Source organism: Asticcacaulis benevestitus DSM 16100 = ATCC BAA-896 (assembly GCF_000376105.1).
Taxonomy (GTDB): Bacteria; Pseudomonadota; Alphaproteobacteria; order Caulobacterales; family Caulobacteraceae; genus Asticcacaulis; species Asticcacaulis benevestitus.
This window is the reverse complement of record NZ_AQWM01000003.1, coordinates 85,761-102,952: the sequence shown is the minus strand read 5'-3', so window position 1 is coordinate 102,952 and position 17,192 is coordinate 85,761. Positions and strand designations below refer to the sequence as shown.

At 58.5% G+C, this 17,192-nt stretch carries 19 protein-coding genes; 11 read left to right on the top strand and 8 right to left on the bottom strand.

From position 1 onward, the window contains the following. Nucleotides 1-5 precede the first annotated feature (5 nt). The 4 genes from B060_RS0106145 to folE all read right to left on the bottom strand — a co-directional run bounded on the left by B060_RS0106145 (nt 6) and on the right by folE (nt 2,408). On the bottom strand, nt 6-287 hold the full coding sequence (locus tag B060_RS0106145) for an ExbD/TolR family protein (protein WP_157405620.1): 282 nt from the start codon (nt 285-287) through the stop codon (nt 6-8). A 75-nt stretch (nt 288-362) separates the two neighbouring features. Continuing rightward, nucleotides 363-809, bottom strand: coding sequence for a biopolymer transporter ExbD (locus B060_RS0106140; protein WP_018080888.1), 447 nt, complete (start codon nt 807-809; stop codon nt 363-365). A 285-nt stretch (nt 810-1,094) separates the two neighbouring features. Beyond that, nucleotides 1,095-1,532, bottom strand: coding sequence for a biopolymer transporter ExbD (locus B060_RS0106135; RefSeq protein WP_026172644.1), 438 nt, complete (start codon nt 1,530-1,532; stop codon nt 1,095-1,097). Nucleotides 1,533-1,751: 219 nt separating this feature from the next. Next, nucleotides 1,752-2,408: a GTP cyclohydrolase I FolE gene (gene folE, locus B060_RS0106130; protein ID WP_018080886.1), complete on the bottom strand. Its 657-nt coding sequence runs from the start codon at nt 2,406-2,408 to the stop codon at nt 1,752-1,754. A gap of 308 nt (nt 2,409-2,716) precedes the next feature. Here folE and cysS point away from each other — a divergent pair, with 308 nt between their 5' ends. From cysS to B060_RS0106100, 6 genes are all read left to right on the top strand, one after another. Next, complete coding sequence (cysS, locus tag B060_RS0106125; RefSeq protein ID WP_018080885.1) at nt 2,717-4,117, top strand: cysteine--tRNA ligase; 1,401 nt, start codon at nt 2,717-2,719, stop codon at nt 4,115-4,117. After that, a complete protein-coding gene (locus B060_RS0106120) occupies nt 4,117-4,674 on the top strand; it encodes an SRPBCC family protein (RefSeq protein ID WP_018080884.1) in 558 nt (185 codons plus the stop codon). The genes cysS and B060_RS0106120 overlap by 1 nt, the downstream gene beginning before the upstream one ends. A gap of 39 nt (nt 4,675-4,713) precedes the next feature. Further along, nucleotides 4,714-5,136 carry an iron-sulfur cluster assembly scaffold protein gene (locus B060_RS0106115; protein WP_018080883.1) on the top strand — a complete coding sequence of 141 codons (423 nt, stop codon included), beginning with the start codon at nt 4,714-4,716 and terminating at the stop codon, nt 5,134-5,136. A 128-nt stretch (nt 5,137-5,264) separates the two neighbouring features. Further along, a complete protein-coding gene (gene yidD / locus B060_RS26440) occupies nt 5,265-5,504 on the top strand; it encodes a membrane protein insertion efficiency factor YidD (RefSeq protein WP_081606800.1) in 240 nt (79 codons plus the stop codon). 141 nt (nt 5,505-5,645) lie between these two features. Then, nucleotides 5,646-7,580 carry a threonine--tRNA ligase gene (thrS, locus tag B060_RS0106105; protein ID WP_026172643.1) on the top strand — a complete coding sequence of 645 codons (1,935 nt, stop codon included), beginning with the start codon at nt 5,646-5,648 and terminating at the stop codon, nt 7,578-7,580. Further along, nucleotides 7,577-8,587, top strand: a complete 1,011-nt coding sequence (locus B060_RS0106100; protein WP_018080880.1) for a glycosyltransferase — start codon at nt 7,577-7,579, stop codon at nt 8,585-8,587. The genes thrS and B060_RS0106100 overlap by 4 nt, the downstream gene beginning before the upstream one ends. Nucleotides 8,588-8,593: 6 nt before the next feature. On the opposite strand, the gene B060_RS0106095 is transcribed toward B060_RS0106100, so the two are convergent. Further along, a complete protein-coding gene (locus tag B060_RS0106095; protein ID WP_018080879.1) occupies nt 8,594-10,312 on the bottom strand; it encodes an ArnT family glycosyltransferase in 1,719 nt (572 codons plus the stop codon). A gap of 126 nt (nt 10,313-10,438) precedes the next feature. Here B060_RS0106095 and B060_RS0106090 point away from each other — a divergent pair, with 126 nt between their 5' ends. Together B060_RS0106090 and B060_RS0106085 are read left to right on the top strand one after the other, a co-directional pair. Beyond that, nucleotides 10,439-11,170 (top strand): glycosyltransferase, encoded by a 732-nt coding sequence (locus tag B060_RS0106090; RefSeq protein WP_018080878.1) that lies wholly within the window; start codon nt 10,439-10,441, stop codon nt 11,168-11,170. A 23-nt stretch (nt 11,171-11,193) separates the two neighbouring features. After that, nucleotides 11,194-11,712 carry a hypothetical protein gene (locus B060_RS0106085; RefSeq protein ID WP_018080877.1) on the top strand — a complete coding sequence of 173 codons (519 nt, stop codon included), beginning with the start codon at nt 11,194-11,196 and terminating at the stop codon, nt 11,710-11,712. Between the two features lie 339 nt (nt 11,713-12,051). Here the strand turns inward: B060_RS0106085 and B060_RS0106075 are convergent, their stop codons facing one another. Both B060_RS0106075 and phaR read right to left on the bottom strand, forming a co-directional pair. Further along, nucleotides 12,052-12,321, bottom strand: a complete 270-nt coding sequence (locus B060_RS0106075) for a hypothetical protein (protein WP_018080875.1) — start codon at nt 12,319-12,321, stop codon at nt 12,052-12,054. A gap of 81 nt (nt 12,322-12,402) precedes the next feature. Continuing rightward, nucleotides 12,403-13,038, bottom strand: coding sequence for a polyhydroxyalkanoate synthesis repressor PhaR (gene phaR, locus B060_RS0106070; protein WP_018080874.1), 636 nt, complete (start codon nt 13,036-13,038; stop codon nt 12,403-12,405). Nucleotides 13,039-13,465: 427 nt separating this feature from the next. Here phaR and B060_RS0106065 point away from each other — a divergent pair, with 427 nt between their 5' ends. The 3 genes from B060_RS0106065 to B060_RS0106055 all read left to right on the top strand — a co-directional run bounded on the left by B060_RS0106065 (nt 13,466) and on the right by B060_RS0106055 (nt 16,437). After that, nucleotides 13,466-14,647 (top strand): acetyl-CoA C-acetyltransferase, encoded by a 1,182-nt coding sequence (locus B060_RS0106065; protein ID WP_018080873.1) that lies wholly within the window; start codon nt 13,466-13,468, stop codon nt 14,645-14,647. Nucleotides 14,648-14,674: 27 nt separating this feature from the next. Further along, a complete protein-coding gene (gene phbB, locus B060_RS0106060) occupies nt 14,675-15,397 on the top strand; it encodes an acetoacetyl-CoA reductase (RefSeq protein WP_018080872.1) in 723 nt (240 codons plus the stop codon). Between the two features lie 245 nt (nt 15,398-15,642). Next, a complete protein-coding gene (locus B060_RS0106055) occupies nt 15,643-16,437 on the top strand; it encodes a DUF4908 domain-containing protein (RefSeq protein ID WP_155847704.1) in 795 nt (264 codons plus the stop codon). On the opposite strand, the gene gloB is transcribed toward B060_RS0106055, so the two are convergent. After that, the gene (gloB, locus tag B060_RS0106050) at nt 16,434-17,180 is read right to left on the bottom strand and encodes a hydroxyacylglutathione hydrolase (RefSeq protein WP_018080870.1); all 747 of its coding nucleotides are present in this window, start codon (nt 17,178-17,180) and stop codon (nt 16,434-16,436) included. The genes B060_RS0106055 and gloB overlap by 4 nt on opposite strands. Between the last annotated feature and the right edge of the window lie 12 nt (nt 17,181-17,192).

The following is a 17,192-nucleotide window of genomic DNA, read 5'->3' as shown; positions in this document are numbered from 1 at the left end:
GTCGTCTATTCCTTATCTGCCGAGATCAAACCAATCTTAATGTAGCCCGCTTCATGAAGCCTGTCGATCGTCCGAGCGACTTCTGAGTATTGAACATCGAGGTCAGGTTTGATCAGAACGCGCACACGCTGCATGTCTGTGCCTTGCGCAACGTTAAGCTCTTCAATTAACTTTTCCTGAAAAATGCTCTTTCCATCAACGTAGTAATTACACGGCGCTTCAATATTAAGGGAAATTGTCCTCAGCCAATAGGGCTTGTCAGGCTGGCGTGCGGGTTCAAGCCGCACACACGAACTCGCCGCGACAGAGCAAACTATCGCGGCGAGAATGTGTAACAGATTTTTTGTCTTGGAAGCCAAAGACTATTCGATGTCTTCGTTGATCAGGCCGATCTTGAGGTAGCCGTTTTGTTGCAGCTCGTTGATCACCTTCACGAAGTCCTCATACTTGATGTCCTTGTCGCCACGCACCAGAATGCGCTGGTCGCTGAGCGGGGTGTTGGGATCGGTGACGCGAAGCGCAGCGGCGACATCGCCGATCAGGCGGTCCATGCTGGTCTTTTGTGGCCCGATATAGATGTCTTCAGGACCCATGATCGAGATGAAGACCGGATCCGGCTTCTTTTCGTTCGTGGGCGGCGCCTTTGCGGGCGGCAGGTCGAGCTTGATAGACACCGTGGCGGCCGGGATGGACACCATGAAGATGATGAGGAGAACGAGCATGACGTCCACGAAAGGCGTGACGTTGATGTCCGAATTTTGCGCGACCGTATACTTACCGCCGCCGCCGCCACCGAGCTTAGCGCCCATAGTTTAACTCCCTTAAAGCCTCCACGGACGCGATCCGCGGGGGACAAACATATGCCGTTAGGCCACGGACGGCGCAATCGTGGCGCTGCCTGTCTGACCTGTCGGTAGCGATTTAGGACAAGTCAGAGTTAAATGTAAAGCCTGAAAGGCGGTCATAACGGGCAGAGATTAAGAATATTTCATGCCGGAGCGCCGTTATCAATTAAAAATGCCGAAAACCGGGCGGCTTCCGGCGTCCACCGGTGTCACGGACGGCCAGCGCCAAGGACGCCTATACCCAAGGCCTCAGACAATGTCTTCGTTGATCAGGCCGATCTTGACGTAGCCGTTCTGCTGGAGCTGGTTGATCACCGCGATGAAGTCGGCATAGCTTATATCTTTATCGCCGCGCACCAGCACGCGTTGCTCGCTCAGGGGCGTGTTCGGGTCTGAAACGCGCAAGGCCGCGGCCACATCGCTGATCAGGCTGGCCATGCTGGTCTTCTGCGCGCCGATATAGATGTCGTCCGGTCCCATGACGGAGATGAACACCGGATCGGGACGTTTGCTTGTCGGGCCTTCAGCCGGTGGCATATCCAGCTTGATCGAGACCGTGGCGGCCGGAATCGACACCATAAAGATGATCAGCAGCACCAGCATGACGTCCACGAAGGGCGTGACGTTGATGTCGGAATTTTGCGCGATGCTGTAACGACCGCTTTTGCCGCCGAGTTTCATGGCCATGGTGTTCTCCTCCATAATGCGTATTGCGTGACCATAAATTATGCCTTACATGATACTTTGTAAAGCAAGGTTATTAAATATTATGAGGGGCATAAAAAAGCGGCCCTGCCGGAGCGGGGCCGCTTCTTTCAGAAAGAGATAAGGTTTAGCGATGAATCAGGCGCAGGAAGCGATCTTGTCTTTTACGTTTCACAAGATCGCACGCCAAATACGGCGCCTCTATCGATGAATCAGGCGCAGGAAGCGATCTTGCAGGGCCTGATCCGTCTTGAACACGCCGGTGAAGCGCGTTGTGACCGTGGTGACGTTCTTGTGGTGGACGCCGCGCGTGCTCATGCACTGGTGTTCGGCGTCGATCAGCACGGCGACACCCAGCGGCGCCAGCGACTCTTCCAGCGCGTCCGCGACCTGCTTGGTCATGGTTTCCTGCGTTTGCAGGCGCTTGGCGAAGATTTCGACAACGCGGGCGATCTTGGAAATGCCGACGACCTTGGAGGTCGGCATATAGGCCACCCAGGCCTTGCCGAGGAAGGGCGCCATGTGATGCTCGCAGTGCGATTCGACATCGATTTCGCGCAGCATGACCATATCGTCATAGCCCTGTACGTCCTCGAAGGTGCGCGACAGTTCCTTGGCGGGGTCTTCGGTATAGCCCTGGAACCATTCGCCGTAGGCATCGACGACGCGCTTGGGCGTATCGAGCAGGCCTTCGCGTTCGGGATCGTCACCGGCCCAGGCCAGCAGCGTCTTGACGGCGGCCATCGCTTCTTCGCGCGACGGGCGGTTGGTGTAGGTGACGACGCTCTTGGGCTTGGAGGTGTTTAGCAGATTGTTCGCTTCGGTGGTCAGGTTCGACACAGGATCAAGGCTATCCATAATACATTCGGTTCCCAGGGCTACCCAGTGGCGCCGGAACGACGGTTCCGGAAGGACGCGCGGTATCCCTCACAATATAACCCGCATAAAATCAGCCGGCGCGTGCCGTGGCGTTCTTGCATGAGGGCCGGTCAGTTTATGGCAGTACCAAAAACCAACATTAGAGCCCCTTATACTACGTCCTTGCGAAAATTGGATCACTCTGGCCAAGATTTTACATGGTGCAGATTTTACGTGGCATTGGGGGCTTGCCGCGTCTATATGGGAGGGAGCCCTTTGATTACAACCGAAATTCTCCAAAAACGCTGATGAAACTGCATATTCACGACACGCTGAAGCGTGAAAAAGTCCAATTTACGCCCAACAATCCTGAGCGTGTGACGCTGTATGTCTGCGGGCCGACCGTCTACGATTTCGCCCATATCGGCAATGCGCGCCCGGTTGTGGTGTTCGATGTGCTGTTTCGTCTGCTGCGTCATTTGTATGGCGAAAGCCATGTCACCTATGCGCGCAACATCACCGACGTCGATGACAAGATCAACAAGAAGGCGATGGACGAAGGCGTCGATATCTCGGTCATCACCAACCGCTACGCCGACATCTATAATGCCGACATGGCGGCGCTCGGTGCGCTGCGCCCGACGTTAGAACCGCGCGTCACCCATAATATGGACGCCATCCTGCATCAGATCCAGGCGCTGATCGATAATGGCCACGCCTATCCGGCCGAAGGGCATGTGCTGTTCGATGTCGAGAGCTACAAGGCCTATGGCGCCCTGTCGAACCGCTCGCTCGATGATATGATCGCTGGTGCCCGTGTCGAAGTGGCGCCCTATAAGAAAAACCCGCAGGATTTTGTGCTGTGGAAGCCCTCCAAGCCGGGTGAGCCTTTGTGGGCAAGCCCGTGGGGCGAGGGGCGTCCCGGCTGGCATATCGAGTGCTCGGCGATGATCGAGGCCAATCTTGGCCTGCCGATCGATATCCACGGCGGCGGCCACGATCTGATCTTCCCGCATCACGAAAACGAAATTGCGCAGGGCGTCTGCACCCAGCATGGCCATGCCCATGACAGCGACGCCTACTCGCGGTACTGGATGCACAACGGCTTCCTCGATTTCGGCAAGGAAAAGATGTCAAAGTCACTCGGCAATGTGAAGCTGGTGCACGAAATGATCAAGACGACGCCGGGTGAGGTGTTACGTCTCGCCCTGCTGTCGGCGCATTACCGCGCGCCGCTCGACTGGACGGATGAGCTGATCAGCCAGACGCATAAGCGCCTTGATGGCCTCTATGGCGCCTTGCGCAAGGCGCAGGACGTGCCGGTGCGCGACGTGGTGGTGCCGGCGGGCGTGTTGGAGGCCCTGTGCGACGATCTTAATACGCCTCAGGCTCTGGCTGAGCTTTCCGCGCTGGCCAAGGTGCTGGAAACGGCGACCTCGGAAGCCGGGCGCATGATGGCCAAGGCGGATCTTCTGGCGGCCGGTGCGGCGCTTGGCCTGCTGCAGGGTGACCCCGAGGCCTGGTTCAAGCAGGGCGCGGGTGACGATCTGACGGCGCAGGTTGAAGCCCTGATTGCGGCACGTGCGGTGGCGCGGGCGGAAAAGAACTGGCCGGAAGCTGATCGCATCCGAAAGGAACTGGATGCGCTCAATATCGAGGTCATGGACAGCGCCGGCGGCGCAAGCTGGAAAGTGAAGGCGACGAACTGATGGGTTTGAAGATCGAACACCGCGTCGGCATCGCCGCGCCCGTCGATGATGTCTATGCCATCATCGCCGATATCAATGCCTGGCCGGAATGGAGCCCGATCCACAAAAAGACGGACGCTAGGCTGTCCTTTGGCGCTCCGATCCACCTTGAGGAATATTACGAAGGCCTGGGTACCTGGGAGACGGACGGCTTTATCGCCGACTGGACGCCGCTGTCGCATATCCATGTCAGCGTGCCCAAGCCCTTCTATGCCGGCACCCTGGTGCGTTATTTCGAGTTCGATATTCTGAGTGATACTGGCGCGGGCTTTTCGATCGGCGCCATGTTCAACGGCTATCTGTCGGAACGCGAAGGCAAGCGCTATCGCAGCCTTATCCGCACGGGTTTCGAGGCGTTTGGCGAGGCCTTGAAAAGCAAGGCCGAGGCGCAATTTGCCGCCAATCCGTATACGCCCGCGCCACAGGTCGCCAAGGCTACCCCGGATGCTGAACCCCTGGCCAAGAAAAAACCCAACTGGCGCGGTCCGAAACTGTTCGGTCCGTTCGGCAGCAAGTAGCGCCTTGCGCATGTTTGGCGCGCAACCCATCTAGGCCTCATGATCGACGACCTCTATTCCCGCGAAATCCTGCGCCGCACCACGCAGCTTCAGCACGTCGGTCATCTGGCGGCGCCGCAAGGCGTGGCCGATAAGGTCGCCAAGCTGTGTGGCTCGACCATCCATATCGAGCTGAATATGGACGGCGAAGTGATCACCGAATTCGCCCAGCAGGTGCAGGCCTGCGCGCTCGGTCAGGCCAGTGCGGCGATTCTCAGTCAGCATGTCATCGGCGCCACCGCCGCAGAGGTGACAGAAGCGCGCGATGCCCTGCGTCATCTCCTTAAAGATGAGCCGGCAGACTTTCCGCCACGTTTCGAGGATTTGAGAATTCTGTCTTCCGTCAAGGAGTTCCCGGCGCGCCACGCTTCGACCCTTCTGGCGTTTGATGCCACAGTTGCGGCTATTTCGTCACGCCCGTAAAATAAAATGTCAGGTTGTGCTTCGAGGCGCTTGCCATTCAAACGAAAATAGGTTCCATAATACCCCTAACGCGGGGGCGGGTATTTGCAGGGTTGACGTGGTTCAACTTTTTCTCCATTCGATGGCACATGACCGCTCCTTACGAACGTTCCGTGCGTGCGGCGCTGCGAGCCTACAAGCTCACATTGTCGCCCTACATCGGTCAGGGCTGCCGCTTCCGGCCGACCTGTTCGGAATATACCGCTGAAGCCATGATTATCCACGGCCCCATAAAAGGGTCATGGATGGGGATTAAGCGTATCTGTCGCTGTCGGCCGGGGGGCAGCAGCGGCTATGATCCGGTTCTGCCGAAGGAACCGAAAGAGTAAGGTCTGGTATGGCGCTTTCGCGTCGCATCAAACCCGGTTTCGTGGTGGTTTTCCAAGACCATATCGAAACCTTATTAAATTTATTGCGCGATGAAGCCCGCCGTAAGGGCTACAGGTCGCCAGACGAGAGTGACTAAGATGATGATAGACTTGAAGTTTCCCGATGGCGCCGTTCGCAGCTTCGACAGGGGGACAACCGGCAGGGCCATTGCCGAAAGCCTGTCAAAATCGCTGGCGAAGAAGGCCGTTCTGATCAAGCTCGATGGTACGCTGCTTGATCTCGACCGGCCACTGGAAGAGGGGGGGGCTTTGGAAATCTTGACGCGCGACGCCCCCGAGGCGCTCGAAGTCATACGTCACGACACGGCCCACATCCTGGCCGAGGCGGTGCAGGAACTGTTCCCGAACACGCAGGTGACCATCGGGCCATCGATCGAGGACGGCTTCTATTACGATTTCGCCCGCGACGAGCCGTTCAGCACCGACGACTTCGCCAAAATCGAAGCGAAGATGAAAGAGATCGTTGACCGCGACGAGAAGATCGTGCGCGAGGTCTGGGACCGCGACGACGCCATCAAGCATTTCGAATCGATCGGCGAGGCCTACAAGGCCGAAATTATCCGCGATCTGCCGGGTACGGAAACCATCACCATGTATCGCCACGGCGACGCTTGGAAGGATCTGTGCCGCGGGCCGCACCTGCCGTCGTCGAAATTTATCGGCAAGGCGTTCAAGCTGACCAAGCTGGCCGGCGCCTACTGGCGCGGCGACCACAACAATGCGCAATTGCAGCGCATCTACGGTACGGCCTGGGCCACGGATGCCGATCTCGAAGCCTATATCACCCGCATCGAGGAAGCCGAAAAGCGCGATCACCGCAAGATCGGCCGCGCCATGGATCTCTTCCACATGCAGGAAGAAGGCCGCGGCATGGTGTTCTGGCACCCGAAGGGCTGGCAGTTGTGGCGCACGCTTGAGGCCTATATGCGCCGTCGTCTCGATGATTCCGGCTATGTCGAGGTCAAGACGCCGCAGGTGCTCGATCGTTCCTTCTGGGAAAAGTCCGGCCACTGGGATAAGTATCGCCCCAACATGTTCATCTGCGAAACGGTTGAAGGCGAAACGCTTTCGCTCAAGCCGATGAACTGCCCCGGCCACGTCCAGATCTTCAAGGTCGGTTTGCGTTCCTATAAGGAACTGCCGATGCGCATGGCCGAATTTGGCGCCTGCCACCGCTACGAGCCGTCGGGTTCGCTGCACGGTCTGATGCGCGTGCGCGGCTTCACGCAGGACGATGCCCACATCTTCTGCCGCGAAGACCAGATCGTCGAGGAAACCGAGAAGTTCGTGCGCCTGACCCGCATGATCCACGCCGATCTCGGTATGGAAACGGCCTATATCAACCTGGCAACGCGCCCGGAAAATCGCGCTGGTTCGGATGAATTCTGGGACAAGGCCGAAGGCATGCTGGCGGAAGCCGCGCGTCAGGCCGGCGTCGAGGTGGTGATCGCCGAAGGCGACGGCGCCTTCTACGCGCCTAAGCTCGATTTCATCGTCAAGGACGCCATCGGTCGTGAATGGACCTGCGGCACCCTGCAACTCGATTATGTGCTGCCCGAACGCCTTGATGCCGAATATGTCGCCGAAGACGGTTCGCGCCAGCGTCCGGTCATGCTTCACCGCGCTATCTTAGGCTCGTTCGAGCGCTTCATCGGCATCATGATCGAAAACTACGCCGGCAAGTTCCCGATCTGGTTGGCGCCGGTGCAGGTCGTCATCGCGCCGATCACTTCGGACGCCAATCCTTACGCGGAGACCGTCGCGGCGGCCCTGCGCAAGGCAGGCCTGCGCGTCGATACCGATGTGCGCAATGAAAAGATCAATTACAAGGTGCGCGAGCACTCGCTGGCCAAGGTGCCGGTGATCGCCGTCGTCGGTCGCAAGGAAGCCGAAACGGGCGAAGTCGCCCTGCGCTTCCTCGGCTCCGAAGGCCAGACCATTCTGAGCGTGGCGGATGCCGTCGCGCGCCTGTCGGCAGAAGCCACGCCCCCAGATCTAAGGACGCGTGACGCATGAACCATCTGCCGCCCTCCATCATCGACATGCTCAAGGAGCGCAAGCTCGCCACCAGCGAGGCGAATTACTTCGTCCAGCATCTGGACTTGGGACCCGATGCGAATGCGGCGGATGGCATCACGGTCATCATGATCGTTTTCCATACCGGCAAGGTGCTGTTTGACAGCATCAACCGGGTGCTGAACGATCCGCATGTGACCCAGTTCATCATTATCGACAACGGTTCCTCCGAAAAGGTCGCGCAGATGCTGCGTGACCTTAAGGAAGATCATGATCACATCCTGCTGGTTCAGGGGCATGGCAATATTGGTTTTGGCCGCGCTGCCAATCTGGGCGCTATCCTTGCCAATCAGCCGTGGCTGGTTTTCCTTAATCCGGATGCCATGCTGCAGCATGATTGCACACGCCGCCTGATAGATGCCGCCAGGAATCAGCCGTCGCCCTGCATCGTCGGTGCGCGTCTGCTGAACCCCGATATGAGCGAGCAGCGCGGTGCCAGACGGGGCGAGGTAACGCCGGTGACAACGCTCGTGTCACTGCTGCATCTCGCCAAATGGCTACCTGCCCTGCAAAAATACGAAATCCATTATGAGGATCAGCCGCTGCCGGCGGGCCCTGCGCCTGTGCCGACGATTTCCGGTGCCTGTTTCGCGGTCTCGAAGCGAGATTTCGCCCGTCTGAAAGGCTTTGACAGCAATTTCTTCCTGCATGTCGAAGACGTTGACCTGTGCTGGCGTGCTCGTGAGATGGGCGGCGCGGTGCTGTTCCATCCCCAGGCTGAGGTGGTTCACGAAGGTCATACCTCACGCGTCGAACCGATGTTTGTCGAACGTAACAAGGGCAATGGCCTGACCTACTATTTCAAGAAGCGCGCCAAGGGTAAGGGGATATGGCGCATGGCCTATGTCTGGCTGCTGTCGCCCGTGATCGTATCCGTGTCGGTGGCGCGCGCCATGACTCGCAAGCGACTCAAGGACGATGAGGATAGCGATCTGCCGGCCGAATAAGGCCTGCTATTTACCGGCAGTGGGCGTGTTGCTGTAAAGCGTTAGCGCCTGATCATGGCCATTATAGTTATGACCTTTGACCTGGCTGACCGCGTGCGGAACGATACCTGCAGTCTTGGCTTCCGTCTGAAACGCCTTTTCAAACTTCGATTCAACAAAGACTGGCCGGCCTTCCCGCAGGGCGGCGACGGCGCCTTTGGCGTCTTCGTTGAGCAGTTCCGTTTTGGTGCCCATAGCGAAGACAAAGCTCGGTTCGGCGTAGCCGATGATGGCCACCGGCCCGGGCGCTACACCCTGGCGCGGATCGAGATGCGCCGTCACCAGCGCCGTCTCCAGCATTTTGGAAATCCACAAAGGCTTCAGATGCACAAGCTCGCTGACGAAGCTGAGATGCGCCAATATACCGGCCGCCAGCAGGAAAGCGAAACCGGCACGCTGACGATTGCGCCACATCAGCCAGCCACCGAGGATAGCAAGCACTAGCGCCGACGACACCACGGCGACAACGAAAATCAGGGCGTCGGACGCGCCGTAGAGATGATAGCCGGCGATGGCGATCACGGAGATCACCAGCCCGCCGATGAGGCCGGCGGCGGCGTTTAGCGCCTTGGCCCAGGTCTTCAGCGGCACATCCATCGAAACGGCGCATAGCCAGATCAGGGCGCCAAAAGCTGGCAGGGTGTAGTGCGGCAGCTTGGTCGGCGACAGCTCGAAGATGATAAAGGCCGGCAGGAACCAGGCGATGGCAAAGCGGATGGCCGCCTCATGCCGACGCGAGATCGCCGTCTGCAACGCGCCGCCGAGGAACCAGGCCGCCGGGAACAGGGTGATGGGCAGCAGGGCCAGATGGTAGCCCGGCCAGCCGGCATGTCCTTCGGAGCCGCCGCTGATCTTGTCGGCGAAATCCTTGCCAACCGCCCCGACCCAGAACTGGCCGTCGGTGGCCACGGTGATCGCCATAAACCACGGGCCGCAGATGAGCAGGACAAGGATCAGACCCCAGCCCCAGCTCAGATTGCGCGCCCAGCGCACCTTGCGGTCCCAGGCGAAGAGCGTCAGCAGGGTGGCGGCCAGTATCATCGGGCCGATGATGATCTTGATCAGGATGGTGCCGGCGACCGCCAGCCAGAAGACCAGTTTAAGCCAGGGCATTTTGGGCCGTGGATCATCCACGCCGAGGTCACGGGTGCGCAGGTAGATCTGCGCCAGCGCCGCCATCATCAGGGTCACCAGCCCGCACTGAACGGCGTCGGTCTTGGCCCAGAAGGCTTCTGTCGACAGCATGAAGGTAACGGCGAACAGAAGTCCGGCCTTGGTGCCTGTTCGGGTGCCAAAAGCATAGGAAGCGCCCCAGGCGCAGGCAAACGCCGCCAGCGCTGCGCCGAGCAGCGAGGGCAGGCGGTAAGGGAAGATATCGCGTTTGGCCACCTTGGAGGTCAGCTTGACGGCCGCCACCTGCAGCCAATGGATGCCGACCGGCTTTTTATAGCGCGGCACCTCCTGCACGTTGATATTGATATAGTCGTGCGTTTCCATCATCTGCGCCGAGGCCTGCACGAAACGCGACTCATCGCGGTCGAGCGGTGGCAGCATAAGGGCGCAGGGCAGGGCGACGATGAATGCGAGTAGGGCGGCCAGCAGCGGCCCGCGCCGGCCCTTCGAGGCCATGCGGACAAAGGGGCCTTGCAGAAGCTGGATCATGCCTTGTAAAGTGATGCCGGCCATGAAACCCCTCAAAGACCGCGACAGCTTGCGGGCGATAACTATTTACGTCAGCGGCCAAAGAGCCTATGACGGCTCAAAACCCAATGGGTTTCAAGCCTTTGCCCTAACTCCCGATACGAGCTTCACATGCCTGTAACCGTCTCTGCCGTGGTGCCCGTCTATAACGAAGAAGGCGCTTGCGTACAAGTCGCCAGAGAAATCGAGGCGGAGTTTTCAAAGCTCTTCGGCATTGGTGGCTACGAGATCCTCATGGTCGATGACGCCAGCCGTGACGATACCCACGCGCGTCTGGTGGCGTCGAAGGCCGATATCCCGGCTTTGCGCGTGCTGCGTCACGCAAAGAACGTCGGCAAGAGCGGCGCCATGCGCAGCGGTGTTTTCGCGGCAAAGGGCGATATTGTCGTCACGCTCGACGGCGACGGCCAAAATCCGGCGGCCGATGCCGCCCGTATGGCGCGCATCTTGAGCGAAGCCGCGCCGGAGGTCGGCATGGTGGCCGGTCAGCGTCGCAATCGTCAGGATACGGCGTCAAAGAAATGGGCGTCGCGCTGGGCCAACAGCATCCGCAAGAGCCTGTTGAACGACAAGGCCGATGACACAGGCTGCGGTCTGAAAGCCTTGCGCCGTGAGGTTTTCCTGCGTCTGCCCTACTTCGATCAGATGCACCGCTACCTGCCATCGCTGGTGACGCGGGAAGGCTTTGAAATTTTATTTGAACCTGTCGATGATCGCTTACGTACCACAGGTCAGTCCAAATATACCAATATCGGACGTTTAGCTGTAGCGCTTTCCGATTTACCGGGTGTAATGTGGTTAAATCGTCGTTTACGTCGGCCTGGATACGTCAGTGAAAGCTGAAACGGCATAAAGGGAGAAGTTGTATGGCTATCGACCGCGATCTCATTGCTCAGGAAGCGGCTATCGGCATGTACGATAAACAACCGCCGGCCACAGAGCACAAGAAGGGGTTCAGCTTGCTTACCGCATTTCCTTTATTGGTTATACCGTTCGCCGTTTACAATATTCTGGCGCTGTTTTCGCTTTTTGGCGGCACCGATCCGGCGTCGGCCTATAACGCTTCGACGCAGATACTGATTAATATGCCCATGCCGTCGCCTGGTACGCGCTGGGCCATCAGCATTGGCGACATCATCCTCTTCGGCGCCCTGATCTGTCTGTTTTTTGAACTGCTGAAATCGACCAAGTCCGACAGCGTCGCCATCGTCAACCACTCGCTGTCGATGGTCCTGTTCATTGTTTGCCTGGTTGAGTTCCTGCTGTTCCGTCCCTTTGCCACTTCGATCTTTTTCCTGCTGACCTTCATGACGCTCATGGACGTTCTGGCTGGATTTATTGTCACCGCCATCTCGGCGCGCAAGGATATCGACTTCGGGCATTGATATCGCAAGCGATATCAATGTTTTATCCAGCTCAGGCCGCATGGCCCGCGCAAATGTGCGCGACGGCCTATTCTGTAATAAAAAAATGGCGCCCTTGCCACGGCTCAGTCTGTGATAAACAGTGAGCCGTGGAGAGTAGACTTAAAGTCACGCCTGTTTAAGCCCCATCAAACTACCCAAACACGGCGAAGATCAGTGTCACGGTGAAGATATCAAAGGCGCGTGTCGCAAAGCGCGTCCACTGGCCGCGGCTTTTATGGGCTTTTGTAAGGGAAAACACGTAAGGCTCCGCTGATAAGGAGCCTTGCACTCTGCAAAGAGCGTGCCGCTAAAATAGTGTTAGATTTCAGTCTTGGTGACGCGGCCTGGCTGCGGCCGGCGGTCGTTCGGGCCGGAATATTCCGACTTGAGATAGGTCGATTTTGCCCGCCCCAGTGTTTCGGGGCCGCCGCGCAGACCGCGTTTCTCGCCGCCACTCAACATTTGCGCCGCGTAGGTCGCATCCTCGGCTTCGGTGGTCGCGCGGCGTTTGCGACCGCGCGGCGCATAGCCGGGCTCGTGCTCGATGACGGGACCGGCAGGCACCGGCAATTTGCTATCAGAACTCATAGGCATAACCTACAGCATCTTTGCTAAAAAACTATGTGGAGGTGCGACTGTCGCGCACATCGTGAACAGTCGCTGTGTCCCCTAGCCTTTTGAAGCCAACTGGTCGATCTGGGCCTTCATGGCTTCCATCTGCTGACGCAGTTCGCGTACCTGATCGGTTTCCGGCTTGGCGGCGGGGGCGCTTTCCGATGGGGCGGCGTAATCCGGTGTGGCTGCACCCGTCTGACCGGCTGTGTTGGCGAACGAGAACGGCGAGAACATACGCATGGCGCGATCGAACATGGCCAGGTTTTGCGACACCTGCTCATCGAAGAAGCCGAGGCCGGGCGTGCCGCCAAAAGCGGTTGAGAATTGCGAGCGGAAGCGCTCCTGCTGCTTGGCGAAACCATCGAGCGACATTTCGAGGTAGGTCGGCAGCAGGTTCTGCATGCTGTCGCCATAAAAGCTGATGAGCTGGCGCAGGAACTGGATCGGCAGCAGGTTCTGGCCGTGGCTCTCTTCTTCAAAGATGATCTGCGCCAGAACGGTGCGGGTGATGTCGTCGCCGCTCTTGGCGTCATAGACCACGAAGTCAACGCCCTGACGGACCATGTCCGACAGGTTGTCGAGCGTGACGTAGGAGCTGGTGGCAGTGTTGTACAAACGCCGGTTGGCGTATTTCTTGATGATGACGCGATCGCCTTCGCCGCGTTTTGCCCGTGTCTTGGTCTCTGCCATAGATGCCTCCTGGACTCGTCCTGATGTGTTTGTTGCGCTGCAAGCTATGTTGCATTCATTTCGCACCCACAACATAAGCTCTTTTTTGCTTGTGCGTAAAGGGCCTGCGTTGAAATGCCGCAAACGCCTTTAAAACAAGGCCCCATCTATTGTGTCATGCGCAATAGCCTAGCCTTGAGTGTTGCGCTGTTTATTGCGCACAAAAAGTTGAAGGCATAAGGCGTTGCCATGGCGAATTGGTGCGTGACGCGGCCTTCACGTTAGGGCACCCATACGGTCATAAAGTGAAACCACTATTCAGGAACTGTCATAACCGTGTAACTTGATTTCGCCTGTCAGGTGTCTTAAGTCCCTTAGGAATAAGTGTTTTCATCTCCGGAAAACGATACCCAGAAGACTACCGTAAAAACTACCAAGGAAACCCAATATGTCCGTCAATGAAGTCGTTATCGTCTCCGCCGCCCGCACACCCGTGGGCTCTTTCCTTGGCAGTTTCGCCGCCATTCCCGCGCATGATCTGGGCGCCCACGCCATCAAGGCGGCGATAGAGCGGGCCGGTCTTCAGCCCGCGGACATCAACGAAGTCATTCTCGGTCAGGTTTTGCAGGCCGCGCAAGGCCAAGGGCCGGCGCGTCAGGCTTCGGTCAAGGCAGGCGTGCCTTATGAAGCCCCGGCCTGGTCGCTCAACCAGATCTGCGGTTCCGGCCTGCGCGCGGTCGCTCTGGGAGCAGCCCAGGTCGCGCTCGGTGAAAGCGCCATAGTCGTTGCCGGTGGTCAGGAAAGCATGTCGATGGCGACTCACGCCGCCTATATCCGCGCCGGTCAGAAGATGGGCGATCTCTCCATGATTGATACCATGATCAAGGACGGCCTGTGGGACGCCTTCAACAACTATCACATGGGCCAGACGGCCGAGAACGTCGCCACGAAGTTCGGCATTTCGCGTCAGGAACAGGATGAGTTTGCTGTCGCCTCGCAAAATAAGGCCGAGGCTGCCCAGAAGGCCGGCAAGTTTGACGCTGAAATCGCGCCCTATACCATCAAGGGCCGCAAGGGCGATACGGTCGTCGATAAGGACGAGTTTATCCGTCACGGCGTCACCATCGACAGCATTTCCGGTCTCAAGCCGGCTTTCAACAAGGAAGGCACCGTCACTGCCGCCAACGCTTCGGGCCTGAATGACGGTGCCGCCGCCGTGGTGCTGATGTCGCGCGCCGAAGCCGACAAGCGCGGCCTCAAGCCGTTGGCCCGCATTGTGTCTTCCGGGATTTCCGGTGTCGATCCGGCGATCATGGGCACTGGCCCGATCCAGGCCACGCTCAAGGCGCTGGCCAAGGCCAACTGGTCGGTCGGCGATCTCGACCTGATCGAAGCCAACGAAGCCTTCGCCGCGCAGGCCATTTCGGTCAACCGTGAACTCGGCTGGGATCTCAGCAAGGTCAATGTCAACGGCGGCGCCATCGCCATTGGTCACCCGATCGGTGCGTCCGGCGCCCGCGTTCTGGTCACCCTGCTGCACGAAATGCAGCGTTCCGGCGCGAAAAAGGGCCTCGCCACTTTGTGTATCGGTGGCGGTATGGGCGTCGCTTTGGCCGTTGAATCAATTTAAAAAATTTTACAGAGAGGGATTTTTCTTATGGGTAGAGTAGCACTGGTCACCGGTGGCACGCGCGGTATTGGCAAGGCGATTGTCAAGCGTTTGAAGGATGCCGGCCTGACGGTCGCGGCGGGTTACGCCGGTAATGAAGAGGCGGCGCGGAAGATCGCCGAAGAATATGGCGTCACTATCGTCAAGGGCAGCGTCGACAATTTCGATGACTGCGCCCGCGCCGTGAAAGAGGTCGAGGCCAAGCTTGGGCCTATCGAAGTGCTGGTCAACAATGCCGGCATCACGCGCGATGGTTTCTTTCACAAGATGTCGAAAGAGCAGTGGCAGGACGTCATCCACACCAATATGGACAGCGTGTTCAACATGACGCGCCAGGTCATCGAAGGCATGCGTGAGCGCGGTTACGGTCGCATCATCAATATCTCGTCGATCAATGGCCAAAAGGGCCAGGCAGGCCAGACCAACTATTCGGCTGCCAAGGCCGGCATGATCGGCTTCACCAAGGCTTTGGCGATGGAATCGGCCAACAAGGGCATCACGGTCAATTGCGTGGCGCCGGGCTATACCAGCACCGAAATGGTCTCGGCCATCGCCCCTGCCGTCCTGGATAAGATCGTCGCCGGTATTCCCGTTGGTCGTCTTGGCACGCCGGAAGAAGTCGCCGAAATCTGCGCTTTCCTGGCATCCGACATGGCGTCGTTCATCACAGGCGCCACCATCGCCGTCAATGGCGGCCAACACATGCTCTAAGCGCGCTCTGGTGGTCTGCAAAACGCCGTCGCTTTGCGCGCCCTTGCTCGTGTACCAAACTACACGTCGCGGCAGGTGCTCAAACGCCAGCATTTTTCGACTTACCGGAGCGACTTTGTCGTGACTCTCAAAAGATCTAGAGGCGCTTGCGATCTCGCAGGCGCCTTTTTCGTATACGTTTTTGCCTTAATTTATGTCGAAGCGCGTCTTAAATCTGCCCAAGTCGGACCTTAGATATCGACGCAATGAAGAAGTCCCCGGCACACCTCCTGATACGACTCCTAAGCGCCCTGATCCTGACGATCTGCGTAGCCCAGTCCGGCACTGCGATGGCGGAAGGGCCGCGTTCGCTCAAAGAAGCGATGTTCGGCAAGAAGGGCAAGGATGCGAAATCGTCCTCAACGCCCGCAGTGGCGCATTTTACTTCTGAAGATGGCGAAAGCTTCGTTCTCGATCAGTCGGGCAAAAGCGTTTTTGTCCGCTTCGATGGCGACGATGAGGTCTGGCTGCTGACACCGACGCAAGGCCCCAAGGGCGATGTCATCTATAAAAATGATGTCGGTGAGCCGGTTCTGAAATCGACGCGCTGGGGCGGCATGATCCTGTTCAGCGATGACCGCCCGACAGGCGATCCGGTGGCGGTCACCGGCAAGGCCGAATCCTTTACACCCGGAAAGATGTCGCCGGGTCTGTTGTTTCAATCCCTGGTGCGCGCCAGCCGGCGTGTCAGTCTGGCCGTAGGTCGTAATTTCCGTTTCGATGCCCCCGATGTGACGCCCGGCGCCGATTATCTCTATGCCGATGCCGCCGATGTCACCGCTCAGGCGCTGGTGCGCGTGTCCCAGCAGAATCGCGGCCGCAAGATCCTTGAGCCCATTCATTCGGTTGAATTTGTCGAAGGCCGGCCGCCGAGCGCCACCGTGCAAAATGGTGTGCTGGTGATGAAGCTCGATACCTCACGCGGCACCTGGGGCGGTCGCGTTTCGTCCAAGCGCATCTTCAATGTGGTGCTGGCCAGCTACACCATCGGCGGACGTTAAAACCGGTCTTTGGCCTTGCGTAATTCACCGAATTTCGCGGCCTGCGCGGCAAAATCCTTTTCTCGTAACGGATAAACCAGAAACGGATTGGTCGCTTTTTCCTCAGCTACGGTCGACGGTACGGTCGGTTCGCCGTGGTCACGCAAGGCCCGGATCGTGGCCGCGCGTGCGGCCAAAGCGGCGTCTTCTCCCAGACTCTCGGCAAATTTCAGATTCGACAGCGTATATTCGTGAGCGCTGTAGAGGACCGTCTCGTCGGACAGCTCAGCGATGCGTTGCAGGCTGGCCCACATCTGCTCCGGCGTGCCTTCGAACAGGCGGCCACAGCCGAGCGGAAACAGGGTGTCGGCTATAAAAGCGTTGCCGCCGGCGCGATCGACGTAGCCGATATGACCGAGCGTATGGCCGCCCAGATCGAAGATATCCAGGCGCGTTTCGCCAAGCATAAAGACATCGCCGGGCTTTAGCACCTCATCAAGTGGTGCGATGCGCGTCACTTCCTGCGGGCCATGGATCGTGGCGCCGAAGCGTTTTTTCAAAAGTGCGTTGCCGCCGGCATGATCGGGGTGCCAGTGGGTGTTGAGGATATGATCGAGCCGGTCCCAGCCCAACGTGTTCAGGCGTCGGGTGATGGCGCGTGGTTCCGGCGCATCGATGATCGCCACCTGGCCGCTGGTCTCATCCTTGAGTAGGAAGCCGTAATTGTCCTGCAGGGCGGGGAAGATATCGATGATCAGGGACATGGTATTTTAGGC